Source organism: Staphylococcus delphini (genome assembly GCF_900636325.1).
GTDB classification, from domain to species: domain Bacteria; phylum Bacillota; class Bacilli; order Staphylococcales; family Staphylococcaceae; genus Staphylococcus; species Staphylococcus delphini.
Genome location: NZ_LR134263.1, coordinates 1,665,656 through 1,681,912, shown reverse-complemented (window position 1 = coordinate 1,681,912; position 16,257 = coordinate 1,665,656). Strand labels below are relative to the sequence as shown.

Genomic DNA, 16,257 nt, shown 5'->3' with positions numbered 1-16,257 from the left:
TTAAGTTGGAGATTCCATCCTAATGGGCAACAAGATGGGCGTTTTGGAGCACAACATTTTGATTACTTTGAAACTGTTTATTTAAGTGGTAATGATCCTTATTATGAGTGGATTAAGTCTCCGCAAGGAAGTGCGTCTCTTTCTCAATCAACATCTAAAGTGCAAGCGAGCGAATCACGTTCAAGATCTATTGTGCAATCTATTGAGGATAGCCGTTCTCAATCCATCTCAGACTCAGAATCTACAGTGAAGTCAAAATCGCTGAGCACGTATAATTCGCAATCACTTTCAACAAGCAAGTCAATAGCGGACAGCAAGGCAGCAAGTACAGCGAAATCAAAATCGATTTCGACGAGTCAATCTATAGCGGACAGCAAGGCGGCAAGTACGGCGAAATCAAGATCGATTTCAACGAGTGAGTCATTAAGCACAGCGAAATCGAAATCCATTTCAACGAGCGAGTCATTAAGCACAGCGAAGTCGAAATCCATTTCAACGAGTGAGTCATTAAGCACAGCGAAATCGAAATCCATTTCAACGAGTGAGTCATTAAGCACAGCGAAATCGAAATCCACTTCAACGAGTGAGTCATTAAGCACAGAGAAATCAAAATCGATTTCAACGAGCGAATCATTAAGTACAGCGAAGTCGAAATCCATTTCAACGAGTGAGTCACTAAGTACAGAGAAATCAAAATCGATTTCAACGAGTGAGTCATTAAGCACAGAGAAATCAAAATCGATTTCAACGAGTGAGTCATTAAGCACAGAGAAATCAAAATCGATTTCAACGAGTGAATCCGAAAGCACAGAGAAATCAAAATCGATTTCAACGAGCGAGTCAGAAAGCACAGCGAAATCGAAGTCAATTTCAACGAGTGAGTCGGATAGTACATCAACATCAGCGTCAACAAGCGAATCAGATAGTACATCAACATCGTTGTCAAAATCGACATCGACAAGCGAGTCAGACAGTACGTCAACATCATTGTCTAAGTCGACATCGACAAGTGAGTCAGATAGTACATCAACATCATTGTCTAAGTCGACATCAACAAGTGAATCCGATAGTGCATCAGCATCAACGTCAACAAGTGATTCAGAAAGCACGTCAACATCATTGTCTAAGTCGACATCAACAAGTGAGTCGGATAGTGCATCAACATCAACGTCGATGAGTGACTCAGATAGTACATCAACATCATTGTCTAAGTCGACATCGACAAGTGAGTCAGATAGTGCATCAACATCAACGTCGATGAGTGACTCAGATAGTACATCAACATCATTGTCTAAGTCGACATCAACAAGTGAGTCGGATAGTGCATCAACATCAACGTCGATGAGTGACTCAGATAGTACATCAACATCATTGTCTAAGTCGACATCGACAAGTGAATCCGATAGTGCATCAGCATCAACGTCGATGAGTGACTCAGATAGCACATCAACATCATTGTCTAAGTCGACATCGACAAGTGAGTCGGATAGTGCATCAGCATCAACATCAACAAGTGAATCAGACAGCACGTCAACGTCGTTATCTAAGTCGACATCAACGAGTGAGTCGGATAGTACATCAGCGTCAACGTCAACGAGTGAATCAGACAGTACGTCAACGTCGTTATCTAAGTCGACATCAACGAGTGAGTCAGATAGCACATCAACATCATTGTCTAAATCAACATCGACAAGTGAGTCGGATAGTACGTCAGCATCAACGTCAACAAGCGACTCAGACAGTACGTCAACATCATTGTCAAAATCGACATCGACAAGTGAATCCGATAGTGCATCAGCATCAACGTCGATGAGTGACTCAGATAGCACATCAACATCATTGTCTAAATCGACATCGACGAGTGAATCCGATAGTGCATCAGCATCAACGTCGATGAGTGACTCAGATAGCACATCAACATCATTGTCTAAGTCGACATCGACAAGTGAGTCGGATAGTGCATCAGCATCAACATCAACAAGTGAATCAGACAGCACGTCAACGTCGTTATCTAAGTCGACATCAACGAGTGAGTCGGATAGTACATCAGCGTCAACGTCAACGAGTGAATCAGACAGCACATCAACATCATTGTCAAAATCGACATCGACAAGTGAATCCGATAGTACGTCAGCATCAACGTCAACAAGCGACTCAGACAGTACGTCAACATCATTGTCAAAATCGACATCGACAAGTGAGTCGGATAGTGCATCAGCATCAACATCAACAAGTGAATCAGACAGCACGTCAACGTCGTTATCTAAGTCGACATCAACGAGTGAGTCGGATAGTACATCAGCATCAACGTCAACGAGTGAATCAGACAGCACATCAACATCATTGTCTAAATCGACATCGACAAGTGAGTCGAATAGTACGTCAGCATCAACGTCGATGAGTGACTCAGATAGCACATCAACATCATTGTCTAAGTCGACATCGACAAGTGAGTCAGATAGTACATCAGCGTCAACGTCAACAAGCGACTCAGACAGTACGTCAACATCATTGTCTAAATCGACATCGACAAGCGAGTCAGATAGTGCATCAGCATCAACGTCGATGAGTGACTCAGATAGCACATCAACATCGTTGTCTAAGTCGACATCAACAAGCGAGTCAGATAGTACATCAGCGTCAACATCAACGAGTGAATCAGACAGCACGTCAACGTCGTTATCTAAGTCGACATCAACGAGTGAGTCGGATAGTACATCAGCGTCAACGTCAACAAGCGAGTCAGATAGTACATCAGCGTCAACGTCAACGAGTGATTCAAACAGTGCATCGACATCGCACAGTGAAGCAGTAAGCACAGAAGCGAGCGAGTTGACATCAGCAGTAGATTCATTAAGCCATAAAGTATCAAATGGTAGCACAACAAGTGATGCGGAAAGTGCATTTGCATCGACAAGAGATTCTCTACGAGGCAAAGCGTCGAACAACAGCACAGCGTCAGAAATGACATCAATTGAACAATCAGTATTAGCATCAGTAAGTGCGTCAGAATCAACAAGTGTGTCAGCATCGACATCGCACAGTGAAGCAGTAAGCACAGAAGCAAGCGAATTCACATCAGCAGTAGATTCATTAAGCCACAAAGTATCAAATGGTAGCACAACAAGTGAAGCAGAAAGTGCGTTTGCATCGACAAGAGATTCTCTACGAGACAAAGCGTCGAACAATAGCACAGCGTCAGAAATGACATCAATTGAGCAATCAGTGTTAGCTTCAGTGAGTGCGTCAGAATCAACAAGCGTATCGACTTCAACAAGTGCATCAACATCACACAGTGAAGCAGTAAGCACAGAAGTGAGCGAATTCGTATCAGCGGTAGACTCATTAAGTCACGAAGGATCAAATGGCAGCACAACAAAAGAAGGTGCAAGCACATTTGTATCAACAGTGGACTCATTGAAAACGAAAGCGTCGAATAACGGTACAGCATCAGAGTTTGCGTCAGCAGTGGCATCGACACACGCATCATTAAGCAAATCAACATCAATGAGTACGTCTACTTCAACAAGCGCATCAACATCACACAGTGAAGCAGTAAGCAATGAAGTGAGCGAATTCGTATCAGCGGTAGATTCATTAAGCCACAAAGGATCAAATGGCAGCACAACAAAAGAAGGTGCAAGCACATTTGTATCAACGGTAGACTCGTTGAAAGCGAAGGCGTCAAATAATGGAACATCATCAGAATTTGCGTCAGCAGTAGCGTCAACGCACGCATCATTAAGTCAATTAGCATCTGACAGCTTGTCAGCGAGCGATTCAGCAAGTGCATCAATGTCAGCAAGCGATTCAGCAAGTGAATCAATGTCAGCGAGCGACTCAACAAGTGCATCAGTATCAGCGAGCGATTCAGCAAGTGCATCGATGTCAGCAAGCGATTCAGCAAGTGCATCAGTATCAGCGAGCGACTCAACAAGTGCATCAATGTCAGCAGTGGCATCGACACATGCATCATTAAGCAAGTCAACATCAATGAGTACGTCGACTTCAACAAGTGCGTCAACATCACAAAGTGAAGCAGTGAGCAATGAAGTAAGCGAGTTTGTATCAGCGGTAGGTTCATTAAGCCATGAAGGATCAAATGGTAGCACAACAAGAGAAGGTGCAAGCACATTTGTATCAACAGTGGACTCATTGAAAACAAAGGCATCGAATAACGGTACAGCATCAGAGTTCGCGTCAGCAGTGGCATCGACACATGCATCGTTAAGCGCATCAACATCAATGAGTACGTCGACTTCAACAAGCGCATCAACATCACACAGTGAAGCAGTAAGCAATGAAGTGAGTGAATTCGTATCAGCGGTAGGTTCATTAAGCCATGAAGGATCAAATGGTAGCACAACAAGAGAAGGTGCAAGCACATTTGTATCAACAGTGGACTCATTGAAAACGAAAGCGTCGAATAACGGTACAGCATCAGAGTTTGCGTCAGCAGTGGCATCGACACATGCATCGTTAAGCGCATCAACATCAATGAGTACGTCGACTTCAACAAGCGCATCAACATCACACAGTGAAGCAGTAAGCAATGAAGTGAGTGAATTCGTATCAGCGGTAGGTTCATTAAGCCATGAAGCATCAAATGGTAGCACAACAAGAGAAGGTGCAAGCACATTTGTATCAACAGTGGACTCATTGAAAACGAAAGCGTCGAATAACGGTACAGCATCAGAGTTCGCGTCAGCAGTAGCGTCAACACATGCATCGTTAAGCGCATCAACATCAATGAGTATGTCAACTTCAACAAGCGCATCAACTTCACATAGTGAAGCAGTAAGCAACGAAGTAAGCGAATTCGTATCAGCGGTAGACTCATTAAGTCATGAAGGATCAAATGGTAGCACAACAAAAGAAGGTGCGAGCACATTTGTATCAACAGTCGACTCGTTGAAAGCGAAAGCATCGAATAATGGAACAGCATCAGAGTTCGCATCAGCAGTGGCGTCAACACATGCATCGTTAAGTCAATCGACATCAGCTTCAACAAGCGCGTCAACTTCACATAGTGAAGCAGTAAGCAATGAAGTAAGCGAATTCGTATCAGCGGTAGACTCATTAAGTCATGAAGGATCAAATGGTAGCACAACAAAAGAAGGTGCGAGCACATTTGTATCAACAGTCGACTCGTTGAAAGCGAAAGCATCGAATAATGGAACATCATCAGAATTCATGTCAGCAGTAGCGTCAACGCACGCATCATTAAGCAAATCAACATCAATGAGTACGTCTGCTTCAACAAGTGCGTCAACTTCACACAGTGAAGCAGTGAGCAATGAAGTAAGCGAGTTTGTATCGGCGGTGGACTCATTAAGTCACGAAGGATCAAATGGTAGCACAACAAAAGAAGGTGCAAGCACATTTGTATCAACAGTCGACTCATTGAAAACGAAAGCGTCGAATAATGGAACATCATCAGAGTTCTCGTCAGCAGTAGCATCGACACATGCATCGTTAAGTCAATTAGCATCTGACAGCATGTCATCGAGCGACTCAACAAGTGCATCGATGTCAGCAAGCGATTCAGCAAGTGCTTCGATGTCAGCGAGCGACTCAACAAATGCATCAATGTCAGCAAGCGACTCAACAAGTACTTCAATGTCAGCGAGCGACTCAACAAATGCATCAATGTCAGTAAACGACTCAGCAAGTGCATCGATGTCAGCGAGCGATTCAGCAAGTGCATCAGTATCAGCGAGCACGTCAACATCGATGAGTATGTCAATGGCTACATCTCAAGGTGATACGTCATCAACGACTTCATCTGGATCAACAATGACATCTACATCAATGCATAGCACGATGAAACATGATCAAGCATCATCAAAAGCAAAACAACGTCACGCAGACATGTTGCCTGATACAGGTGAAACTGTGTCAACAACAGGTATGATGGGTGCATTTGCGACGATGTTAACGGGTCTTGCGTTACTCAAAAAGTCGAAAAAAGATAAAAAAAATGAAGATCACACATCTGATCCATCATAAATAGTTTAAACATGGTTAAAGGGGCTAGCGTCATTCAAGATTTTCTTGCCAAGGACGTTTCTAGCCTCTTTGGCATCATGTTTTATAAAAAGAGGGTTAACGTGAAAAACAATGTAATCACACATATTTTTAATCAATATGAATATAAAATTTTATACAAACGCATATCATTTGTCATTTTTATTTTATTGATATACATATTAGGGGGCAGGTGGCCATTATGAGCAAGTATGCCATGCGTCACCCTATCGCTCTTTTGACCAGGCGTGACTATCATGCATTGAAACCACTTTTTGAGTGATTAGGTTAGACGATTCACTGAAGTTGTATAGATATCTTCATTATGGATATCAACGACGAGAAAAGTGGCATTTTGCAAGCATGACATGATTTACGCAACAGGTGGATGACATCGATTCACTTTGATACAAAGCAATGGTATATTTGAAATAAAGCGATCATGTAGGGGGAAAATGAAATGCGTGATGATTTTAAAGGTGGACCATTCAATTTAAAAATAACAGTCAAGAAAAATTCGTTACAAGAAGCAATTAAAGGTATTGTTTTGTGGTGCGTGGTTATTTTAATAGTGAAGTATTTTAGAAACAGAAAAAATTGTACAACAACAAAACAAAGAAAGGTGATATAACGATGACAACATTAACGCGTATACGTATCAGAACGTTCATGAATTATTTCATAGGTGTGGCTGCCTTAGCTTTCGCGCTATACGTCCTATTTATATTGTAGTGATAAGTTAGGTTGAGTAGGTGCAGCATGTGACATCATAGAGGCGTATGAAAATTAAGCGTCATAAAAAATTATATATTGTAAAATTTACTCTCATGAACTTAACTTTTTCAGGAATATTCACTGAAGCAAGTGTGTCCATGAGAGTATTTGTGTAAAAATGAAAAATCATAGTGGCTAAGTTGATCACTGCCTTAATGAAAAAGATTGAAGCACAAATATTTGAGCCATGATCTACTTCTAATTATTGCGAATCGTCCGTATCATGTCGTTTCGTTTTAGATTTAATCACTTGGGTAATGAAACCGCCTAAAACGCCTAATAGTACCCCTATAAATGCGCCTGCAATGAGTGGTAAATGAAAGGCATATTGTAGAACAAAACCGATGACAATGGCAATGATAATAATAGTAAGAGAAAGACTGTTTTCTTTAAAAGTATTCATTATGGTTCACTCCTAATCGTTATTAATTATATCATTTTTAACTTAATTGAGAACAGTGATAAAGCTATAGAATATTGACGATAAGCAAGTGTATCGCATATGATGTTAGTATTATTGTATTAAAGGAGATACTATGAAAAAGATAACAGCAGGCATCATTATCCTTATCATCGCAGTCATCGTCTTAGCATTTCAATATGTGAATAGTGACGGACCTTTCAAAAAGTCAGAAGGGGACATGAGAGGTGAAACTTACCTCGTTAAACGTGTCATTGATGGCGATACGATTATTGTGGATAAAGATGGACAAGATGAACGTGTTCGATTAATCGGAGTAGACACGCCAGAAACTGTCAAACCGAATACACCTGTACAACCATACGGCAAAGCAGCTTCAGATTTTACTAAAAAACATTTAACGCATCAACGTGTCAAATTAGAGTATGATCGTGAACGACAGGATAAATATGGCCGCACACTGGCATACGTTTGGTTAGGTGATGAAATGTTTAACGTGACATTGGCGAAAGAAGGTTTAGCTCGGGCGAAGTTTTATCGACCTAACGAAAAGTATCGTATTTTAATTGAACAAGCGCAAAAAGAAGCGCAAAAGCAACACCTCAATATTTGGGATCAAAAAAGTCATTGATCTCATGGTGATCAACGGGGCTAGGACATCATGCTTAGCGCCGTTTTTGTACGTTAAAAATCCATAAAAACGTTAAAAGTGGGCATAAATGGGTTGACGATAGGGGTAAAACGCTATTTGTCTTGCTTACAGCAGCGTAAAAAATTGCTAATTAATCTAAATATAGGGTTAATGCTTGTACTTTGATTTTTTACTTACAAGTCTCTAGAAAAGCTATGCAAATATTGGATGAGATTCATTAAAAAGAGAATGATTCCATAAAAAAACGAAGTCAAGAGGACAATCATATGTCGTCTTGGCTTCGTTTCGATTGTTAAGCGATCAGGTGCAACAATGCCGTCATTTCAAAGTTGCTAGAAATGACCCTATAAGATGTCGTTAGTCTTAGTGAAACTGATGTGACTCATGATGATTTTCAAATGCGGATATGATCTGTTGCATCTTGTTATGTGCTAACAGTGTTCGTGATGTATCCACAAGTTGTTGTATTGCAAATTGAAGGTCTTTTTCATTTTCACTAGTATAAATACGGCTGTACGATTTTGTGTCCCCCTCTATACGTTCGCCAAGTTGATCCACACAATAGATAATGCCGATTGTAGACACAGGTACTTCAACGAGGGCTTCAACAGTGTCTTGAATGTTTTGCGACGCTTTTTCAGCCAATTGATAAGGATCATACTCATGAAATTCATACGTGACTTTATTTTCTGTGATGACTTCATTAAACGTATAGGATGTTTTTAAAGCAGATTGAAATTGTTGATGATATTGGTTGGCGATATAGTGTCCAACAATTTGGTTTAAATCATGTTCATCTGTTGTTGGCGCTTTTCCTTCAAAATGATAAAACGTTTTTGATTTTAATGATTTAATATTTATCATGATCATTCCAACGTTGGTTACCACAATAAAATCAAACTCTGATACTAATGAAAACAGCGGATTTTTAGGCGCTATTTGACTCGTTGTCATAATGCGAAAATCCGTTATCTTGTCTTCACTTTTGAAATTTTCCAACAATTGATTTAAAAGCTGTTTCGTGTTTCTCAAATTAAGGTGATACGTTGTTGTGTTTGCACGTCCCTTAAATGGATAACGTTCTTGTTTTAAAATTGAAATTTTGTTCAAAAGTTGCTTTTTAGTATACGCCTCAACATCTAATTGATGCTGATAAAATTTTAAACGCAACAAAGCGAGTAAGACTAAAATAAAAAGTATGCAAACTAAAAACCATAATAACAATGACATGCTATGTATCCTCCTTCCTATAGTATTTCACGCAAACGGCATGTTTCGACTCAGCCGTCAACAGATGAAAGGATGTTAAGTTAATCTTTATCATATGTTAATTAAGCATGAATGTCTAACTTTGTGCATTTTAAATGGGTGTTTTGTTTCAGGAACGTTTCATTAGAAAGGTCATTTAATGGGAAGTCAAGGTCAAGGGATGGCGTGTTTTGACTGTAGAAGAAGGTTTCAAGTCCGCCTGTAACATCAGAAAAATAGCACGTGTTACAGACCGGACTTTGTGTAGAATATTTCAATGATACTTTCATGACTGTAGTTCATCATTATTTGATTACTGTTTTAAGTAAGTTTACTGCTATGCTAGTGTCAAAAGACTAAAACCGCTTGACATACATAATTGCAGTGATCATCAATGAATCATCTCACAAAAGCAGGATGTTCGGCAAAACAACTTCAGTGCGCTATCTTTTGCTAGCCTGTTTACGCATCGCTCGTGTTGCCCCAAAATTCATTTTAGCCTTAAACTTAAGAGCATCATGTTGGGACAAGATAGTGACAACATGATGCTCAATCCGCTTTGTAATGCGCTCGATAAATTCAATTGGACTTAGATCAGTAGTCAATTTAAATTGAGGTGACCATTAAGTTTTAGACGCATCGCATAAAGCTATCATTGACATGAAACGCCTAAAATTAATAATGACAAATTTAAATAAAATAATGATGACACTAGCCCTTAAAGTGATATCGGTTCAAAGATATGAGGAATTATTGTAAAATGTCTTTTTGAATTTGATTGAAGTTATCAAGCAGTTGTTGCATATTTTCTGCTTGTGCATCATCAATTGTAATGAAGACTTTCCGTTCATCTTCTGTAGAACGTTCTTTACCAATGATATTTTTTTCTGTTAAGGCCGTTAACGATTTATGTATCTCCATTAAACTAAAATCAATTGATTGTTTGACTTTGTGTAATGAAATACGACGACTATTTGTCGTTTTCAGGTGATATAAAAACAAAATGTCATTCAGTTTTAGGCCATGTTGTTTCTTAAGTTCACTGATAATTTTCTTTCTATTTGATTCGTAAAAGAAGATAGCTTCTGTCTCCATATCAAAATGGTTGTTCATAATTTCACTCCTTTATCAACTTTCCTATTACTCTAAGTTATATTATATTAAAAAAATTATACTTTTAAAAGAATATTCTTAAAGTAATTCAAAAAAACAGCATATGGCATTTAAAAGTGCATAAAATATCACATCCACACATGTAAAATTTTAACTGTTATTAAATAGGAATTCAATTATTTTTAAAGTAAAATAGTTATAATTCGAATGTAGGAGTGATATTTTTAATAGCTTACAATGAAATTAGATATAATTCAACGTAAAAGTGTGAATATTAATGATTTTTGTTATTAAATTTGTCGAAACTAAAAACCTTTTTGTCATATAGGTAATAAAGATGTTGGTAAATTCGGGTTTTTAATCATTATATATAAGTGTGTTTATTAAAATAAAGTGATATTATATTTTAAGTTGAATTCATTTGCGTTAAATGTTGGTAATTCATTGATAAAACACAATTAATCTAGTATAATAAAATACAATTGTAAGCGTTTTCTGAGGGGGTGAAATCACATGAATACGTCAAAAAAAGAACGAATGGAATATTTAGTGTATACGTTAATTGATAATGAACCGCATGCGTTTAAATTTCATGGTGAGATGGCAACGCATTTATTTTTAACGGATCAACTTTACTTTGATGAAAAAGTTGAGATTTGTGTTAAGCGAAATGAGCTATCGAAAATTTTACGTGTGATTCCAAAGTTTTTTACGATTAAAGGTATTAATAAAAAGGGAGAGCCACTGCCATGTGATGATGTGCAACTCCACCAAATGTCCTCTGTAGAAGTGTATGATCAAAATGAATTGTTGATGAACATTATTATTTATGATGTAGATAATGAGCATTGGCTATTTCGACTCAATCATAATGTTAGAATTCCTGAAAAGTATATTTACTATCATTCGCCTAAATGGAAAGTCGACTATATTAAACCTGAAATCGTGCTCATGTATTTGTTACATGAACCTTTTAATGATAAAAAAGTACCGTTTTATCGGCATTTAATTGATAAAATGAGTTACTTTCAATTTGTAACGTTGAAAGTGGCAGTCGGGGAAGATTTATTAAAACGCGTCATTTCAGAAAGAAGTACTTAACGTGAATGTGATGATCATTCTACGCTAAGTACTCTTTTATATTTTAACGTTTGTAACAATGTTCATAACAGGCTTTTACAGCAGCTTCGGCATCTTTTGTTGAAATCCCGAACATCATCGAAATTTCTGAAGAGCCTTGGTTGATCATTTTTAAGTTGATATTGGCTTGTGCTAAAGCGTCGGTAATTTTATTGGCGGTACCGACTGTAGAACTCATACCTTCACCGACAATCATTAATATGGCTAAGTCATGTTCAACATTCAATTCGTCAATTTGACAATAATGGCGAATTTCCTCTAAAACTTTTTGTTCTTTGCCAGCAAGCTGATTCGAACGCATAATAATACTAATGTTGTCAATTCCAGATGGCATATGATCAAATGAAATGTTATATTTTGCCAATATTTCTAAAATTTTAACTGTAAAACCGACTTGTCTATTCATCAAATACTTTTTAATGTTAATACTTGTAAAACCTTTGTCACAACTAATACCTGAAACGACTTTGTCATGGTTGATCTCACGGTCGTGCACAATATATGTCCCTTTATCACTCGGACGATTCGTATTTTTAATGACTACAGGGATACGATAGCGATAAAGCGGTTGTAAAGCCTCGTCATGAAACACACCAAAGCCAGCATATGACAACTCACGCATTTCGCGATATGTAATTTCATGAATGACTTCAGGATGTTTAATGACTGTTGGATTGGCACGGAAAATACCTGATACATCCGTAAAGTTTTCATATAAATCCGCTTTGACACCTCTTGCGACAATTGCACCTGTAATATCAGAGCCGCCTCGTGGGAATGTCACAATATGCTCCGTTTCTGAATAGCCGAAAAAGCCAGGAATAATAATTTTTTTATCTGTATTTCTAATTTCTTTAATTTTATCGTAACTCGATTCTAAAATTTGTGCGTTGCCTGGATCATCCGTTACAATGATGCCCGCTTCTTGTGGTGATAAGTATATCGTCGGGACACCTTGTTCGTTATTGTATGCAGCAATGATTTGTGCATTAAAGTTTTCACCTGATGATTTTAAGGCATCGAGCAAGCGTTCAGGTGTATCTTTTAAAGTGGCAATGTGTAATTCGAGTGTACGATCAATCTCAGTGAGAATATCTGTTTCTAATGGTAATTCATCAATAATATCTTTGAAGCGATTAAGAATCTCTTGTTTTTTATGTGTATAATCGAGTTGGTTAATCACTTTTTCATACAACCTAATGAGTAGATCAGTTGTCTTGACATCATCGCTATATCGTTTTCCTGGTGCGGATACGATAATAATACGTCTTTCAGAATCACTATTTACGATATTTAATACTTTTTTAATTTGTTCAGCTGATGCGACTGAACTGCCTCCAAATTTTGATACTTTCATAACCTTAGACAACCTTTCTATAAAATGAGATACCTATTCAAATTAACCAATACTAATGGTAAAATAGAACTATCTTTTCTAAATTTTTAGAACTTTACAAACTTTGTGAATGAATTTATACTAAACCATATTTACATATATTTCAATAGAACATGAGTAATTTCATCAGATTTGATTCGGAGGGAAGATAAATGAAACAACTTAATGTTGCATTATTAGGATTAGGGACTGTCGGTTCAGGAGTCGTTAAGATTATTGAAGAGAACCACCAGCAAATTAAAGAAACAATTCAAAAAGATATTCAGATTAAGCATATTTTGGTTCGAGATAAATCCAAAAAGCGACCGCTGAACATTTCACGTTATCATTTGACAGAAGATGTGAATGATATTTTAAATGATGACGATGTGGATATTATCATTGAGGTGATGGGTGGTATTGAGCCGACTGTAGACTGGTTAAAAGCAGCATTAAGTCAAAAGAAACACGTGATTACTGCCAATAAAGACTTATTAGCGGTGCACCTTCGTGTCTTAGAAGATTTAGCTGAAGCAAACGGTGTCGCACTCAAATATGAAGCAAGTGTTGCAGGGGGTATCCCAATTGTCAATGCCATTAACAACGGTTTAAATGCGAATAACATTAGTAAATTTATGGGAATCTTTAATGGTACTTCCAATTTTATTTTGACAAAGATGACAGAGGACGGCGCACCTTATGAAACAGCATTACAAGAAGCACAAGATTTAGGCTTCGCTGAGGCAGACCCAACTGATGACGTAGAAGGTATTGACGCAGCACGTAAAGTCGTTATCACATCTTATTTATCATTTAATCAGGTCATTACGTTAAATGACGTTAAAACAGAAGGTATCAGTAGTGTGACACCGCAAGATATCGATGCGGCAAAAGCGTTAGGCTACAAAATTAAACTTATCGGTAAAGGCTCATATGCGCAAGGCAAAATTGATGCGTCCGTTCGTCCAACGCTTATTGCACATGCACACCAACTCGCAGCTGTCGAGAATGAGTACAACGCGATTTACGTCATAGGTGATGCAGTCGGTGAGACGATGTTTTACGGTAAAGGCGCTGGAAGTTTAGCTACAGGTTCAGCAGTTGTGAGTGACTTACTCAATGTTGCATTACAATTCGAATCGAACTTACACACATTACCACCGCATTTTGAATTAAAAACGGAAGCAACGAAAGAAATGATGGACGACGGTGAAACAGTGACATTAAAAGAAAAGGAAAGTTATTATTTTGTAGTGAATACGCCTGAAGTTTCACTCAAACAAGTGGAATCCACTATAAAAAGTCATTTACCTTTCCATAAATCGCTTCAAGTGATTGAACTCTCATCGACAACATTTGCAGGCATTGTTGTTGGAATTGACACTGATCCGACATCTTATGTTGAACAAGAAGCTGATTATCAAGTTGAAAAAATTTATCCAGTTGAAGGAGTTTGATACGTATGAAATTATGGAAAGGTCTTGTTGAAGAATACAAAGCATTTCTACCAGTAGATGAAAATACTCCGAAAGTGACGTTAAATGAAGGGCACACACCCCTCATTTATTGTGACACGATTTCAGAGATGTTAGGCATTGAACTTTATGTTAAATATGAAGGGGCCAATCCAACTGGTTCATTCAAAGATCGAGGCATGGTCATGGCAGTCACAAAAGCGAAAGAGCAAGGTAAGAAAATGGTTATCTGTGCCTCAACAGGGAATACATCGGCTTCTGCTGCGGCATATGCGGCGCGTGCAGGTTTGAAAGCGATTGTCGTCATTCCTGAAGGTAAGATTGCACTAGGAAAGTTATCGCAAGCTGTCATGTATGGTGCTGAAATCGTCTCTATTGAAGGGAACTTTGACGAGGCACTAGAAATCGTTAAAGAAGTTGCTGAAGATGGAGAAATCGAATTAGTTAACTCAGTCAACCCGTATCGTATTGAAGGTCAAAAAACGAGTGCTTTTGAAATTGTTGAGCAGTTAGATGACCAAGCACCAGATATTTTAGCTATCCCTGTAGGTAACGCCGGAAATATTACGGCATATTGGAAAGGCTTTAAAACGTATGAAGAAAAATATCAAACAGGCTTACCACATATGTTTGGATTCCAAGCGGCTGGTGCAGCACCTATCGTTAACAACCAAGTCGTTAAAAACCCTGAAACAATTGCCACAGCGATTCGTATCGGTAATCCTGCAAGTTGGAAGCAAGCAGTTCAAGCGATTGAAGAATCTGACGGTTTAATTGAAGCAGTCACAGATGAAGAAATTTTAGAAGCGTATCAACTGATGACTGCTAAAGAGGGCATTTTTAGCGAACCTGCAAGTAACGCATCGATTGCCGGATTGATCAAATTACATCGCCAAGGAAAATTGCCTCAAGGTAAAAAAGTAGTTGCAGTTTTAACGGGAAATGGTTTGAAAGATCCAGATACGGCGATTGGTTTATTAGAAAATCCTATTCAAGCATTACCAAATCATAAAGAAAGTATCGTTCAATACATTAAGGACGCGTTAAAATGATAAAAAAACAACTACATTTAGAGATTCCGGCTTCAACAGCGAACTTAGGCTGTGGATTTGATTCCATTGGTATGGCGCTGAATAAATTTTTACGTATTGACGCCCATATTATTAAGGGCGATCAATGGTGTTTTATTCACAATGGTCCACATCTCGTTGGCTTGCCTGAAGACGAAACACATTACATTTACAAAATTGCGCAACAAGTCGCTACTCAATATGACGTGTCTCTACCGGCGCTTGAAATTAATATGTACAGTGATATTCCATTAGCACGTGGTTTAGGTTCATCTGCTTCAGCATTAGTGGGGGCTTTATTTATCGCTAATTACTTTGGAGATATTGAGTTATCGCAGTACGAATTATTGCAATTGGCGACACAAATTGAAGGGCATCCAGATAATGTCGCACCAACGATTTATGGTGGCTTGGTTGTCGGCTATCATAATGCTGAAACAAAAGTGACAAGTATTGCGCATATCGAAGTGCCGGATGTTGACTTTATTATTTCCATACCCGAGTACGAGCTTGAAACGGTGGAAGCACGCAAAGTTCTACCTGACAGTATTACACATCAAGATGCAGTTAAATATAGTGCTATTAGTAATACGATGATCAGTGCTTTCATTCAACATCATTATGAACTCGCTGGACAAATGATGGAACAAGATGGATTGCACGAGCCGTATCGTCAACATTTAATTCGTGATTTTGAAGCGGTAAAACGCATTGCACACGAACATGGCGCATATGCGACTGTGATTTCCGGTGCGGGTCCAACAATTTTAACAATGATTAAAAAAGAAAACAGTGGGCCACTCGTGCGTGCTTTGCGCCAACATGTTGATGATTGTCATTCTGAACTTGCCACTGTCAATACATCAGGTGTCGTATCGAAAGTGACACATCATTTTTAAGTGATTGATAACATGCGAAAAGACTGGGGGACTTTCATTGTTTCCTAGTCTTTTTTGACAGAC

At 38.4% G+C, this 16,257-nt stretch carries 14 protein-coding genes and 1 pseudogene; 7 read left to right on the top strand and 8 right to left on the bottom strand.

What is annotated here, in order from left to right; translation table 11 throughout:
• Positions 1 to 117: 117 nt before the first annotated feature.
• Positions 118 to 2,874, top strand: a pseudogene (locus EL101_RS13815) (serine-rich repeat glycoprotein adhesin SasA); the annotation flags it as partial.
• A gap of 476 nt (positions 2,875 to 3,350) precedes the next feature.
• Here EL101_RS13815 and EL101_RS13685 read toward each other — a convergent pair.
• From EL101_RS13685 to EL101_RS13805, 4 genes are all read right to left on the bottom strand, one after another.
• The gene (locus EL101_RS13685; protein ID WP_126489880.1) at positions 3,351 to 3,647 is read right to left on the bottom strand and encodes a hypothetical protein; all 297 of its coding nucleotides are present in this window, start codon (positions 3,645 to 3,647) and stop codon (positions 3,351 to 3,353) included.
• A gap of 99 nt (positions 3,648 to 3,746) precedes the next feature.
• The gene (locus tag EL101_RS13680; protein ID WP_126489879.1) at positions 3,747 to 4,805 is read right to left on the bottom strand and encodes a hypothetical protein; all 1,059 of its coding nucleotides are present in this window, start codon (positions 4,803 to 4,805) and stop codon (positions 3,747 to 3,749) included.
• A 279-nt stretch (positions 4,806 to 5,084) separates the two neighbouring features.
• The gene (locus tag EL101_RS13810; protein ID WP_126489878.1) at positions 5,085 to 5,297 is read right to left on the bottom strand and encodes a hypothetical protein; all 213 of its coding nucleotides are present in this window, start codon (positions 5,295 to 5,297) and stop codon (positions 5,085 to 5,087) included.
• A gap of 183 nt (positions 5,298 to 5,480) precedes the next feature.
• Entirely contained in the window at positions 5,481 to 5,723 is a 243-nt protein-coding gene (locus tag EL101_RS13805) for a hypothetical protein (RefSeq protein ID WP_126489877.1), read from the bottom strand.
• A gap of 764 nt (positions 5,724 to 6,487) precedes the next feature.
• Between EL101_RS13805 and EL101_RS13275 the strand changes: the two genes are divergently transcribed.
• Positions 6,488 to 6,658 (top strand): hypothetical protein, encoded by a 171-nt coding sequence (locus EL101_RS13275; protein WP_160215937.1) that lies wholly within the window; start codon positions 6,488 to 6,490, stop codon positions 6,656 to 6,658.
• 345 nt (positions 6,659 to 7,003) lie between these two features.
• Here the strand turns inward: EL101_RS13275 and EL101_RS07955 are convergent, their stop codons facing one another.
• Entirely contained in the window at positions 7,004 to 7,204 is a 201-nt protein-coding gene (locus tag EL101_RS07955) for a hypothetical protein (protein ID WP_096596342.1), read from the bottom strand.
• Positions 7,205 to 7,337: 133 nt separating this feature from the next.
• On the opposite strand from EL101_RS07955, the gene nucI reads away from it, so the two are divergent.
• Entirely contained in the window at positions 7,338 to 7,853 is a 516-nt protein-coding gene (nucI, locus tag EL101_RS07950; protein WP_096596341.1) for a thermonuclease NucI, read from the top strand.
• Positions 7,854 to 8,237: 384 nt separating this feature from the next.
• Here the strand turns inward: nucI and EL101_RS07945 are convergent, their stop codons facing one another.
• Together EL101_RS07945 and EL101_RS07940 are read right to left on the bottom strand one after the other, a co-directional pair.
• Positions 8,238 to 9,104, bottom strand: a complete 867-nt coding sequence (locus tag EL101_RS07945; protein ID WP_096596340.1) for a hypothetical protein — start codon at positions 9,102 to 9,104, stop codon at positions 8,238 to 8,240.
• 768 nt (positions 9,105 to 9,872) lie between these two features.
• The gene (locus tag EL101_RS07940) at positions 9,873 to 10,235 is read right to left on the bottom strand and encodes a transcriptional regulator, SarA/Rot family (protein ID WP_014614004.1); all 363 of its coding nucleotides are present in this window, start codon (positions 10,233 to 10,235) and stop codon (positions 9,873 to 9,875) included.
• Positions 10,236 to 10,748: 513 nt separating this feature from the next.
• Here EL101_RS07940 and EL101_RS07935 point away from each other — a divergent pair.
• On the top strand, positions 10,749 to 11,336 hold the full coding sequence (locus EL101_RS07935; RefSeq protein WP_096596339.1) for a hypothetical protein: 588 nt from the start codon (positions 10,749 to 10,751) through the stop codon (positions 11,334 to 11,336).
• A 43-nt stretch (positions 11,337 to 11,379) separates the two neighbouring features.
• Here the strand turns inward: EL101_RS07935 and EL101_RS07930 are convergent, their stop codons facing one another.
• Positions 11,380 to 12,732: an aspartate kinase gene (locus EL101_RS07930; RefSeq protein ID WP_096596338.1), complete on the bottom strand. Its 1,353-nt coding sequence runs from the start codon at positions 12,730 to 12,732 to the stop codon at positions 11,380 to 11,382.
• Positions 12,733 to 12,923: 191 nt separating this feature from the next.
• Between EL101_RS07930 and EL101_RS07925 the strand changes: the two genes are divergently transcribed.
• The 3 genes from EL101_RS07925 to thrB are packed head-to-tail and all read left to right on the top strand — an operon-like array spanning position 12,924 to position 16,194.
• A complete protein-coding gene (locus EL101_RS07925; protein ID WP_096596337.1) occupies positions 12,924 to 14,207 on the top strand; it encodes a homoserine dehydrogenase in 1,284 nt (427 codons plus the stop codon).
• A 5-nt stretch (positions 14,208 to 14,212) separates the two neighbouring features.
• The gene (thrC, locus tag EL101_RS07920; protein WP_096596336.1) at positions 14,213 to 15,277 is read left to right on the top strand and encodes a threonine synthase; all 1,065 of its coding nucleotides are present in this window, start codon (positions 14,213 to 14,215) and stop codon (positions 15,275 to 15,277) included.
• Complete coding sequence (thrB, locus tag EL101_RS07915) at positions 15,277 to 16,194, top strand: homoserine kinase (protein ID WP_179299317.1); 918 nt, start codon at positions 15,277 to 15,279, stop codon at positions 16,192 to 16,194. Before thrC ends, thrB begins: the two co-directional genes overlap by 1 nt.
• Positions 16,195 to 16,257: the final 63 nt, after the last annotated feature.

What these genes read in the sequence shown, in the direction of transcription:
- EL101_RS13275 (WP_160215937.1), top strand. Translation starts at nt 6,488, where the DNA reads ATGCGTGATGATTTTAAAGGTGGACCATTCAATTTAAAAATAACAGTC.
- EL101_RS07955 (WP_096596342.1), bottom strand. Translation starts at nt 7,204, where the DNA reads ATGAATACTTTTAAAGAAAACAGTCTTTCTCTTACTATTATTATCATT.
- nucI (WP_096596341.1), top strand. Translation starts at nt 7,338, where the DNA reads ATGAAAAAGATAACAGCAGGCATCATTATCCTTATCATCGCAGTCATC.
- EL101_RS07945 (WP_096596340.1), bottom strand. Translation starts at nt 9,104, where the DNA reads ATGTCATTGTTATTATGGTTTTTAGTTTGCATACTTTTTATTTTAGTC.
- EL101_RS07940 (WP_014614004.1), bottom strand. Translation starts at nt 10,235, where the DNA reads ATGAACAACCATTTTGATATGGAGACAGAAGCTATCTTCTTTTACGAA.
- EL101_RS07935 (WP_096596339.1), top strand. Translation starts at nt 10,749, where the DNA reads ATGAATACGTCAAAAAAAGAACGAATGGAATATTTAGTGTATACGTTA.
- EL101_RS07930 (WP_096596338.1), bottom strand. Translation starts at nt 12,732, where the DNA reads ATGAAAGTATCAAAATTTGGAGGCAGTTCAGTCGCATCAGCTGAACAA.
- EL101_RS07925 (WP_096596337.1), top strand. Translation starts at nt 12,924, where the DNA reads ATGAAACAACTTAATGTTGCATTATTAGGATTAGGGACTGTCGGTTCA.
- thrC (WP_096596336.1), top strand. Translation starts at nt 14,213, where the DNA reads ATGAAATTATGGAAAGGTCTTGTTGAAGAATACAAAGCATTTCTACCA.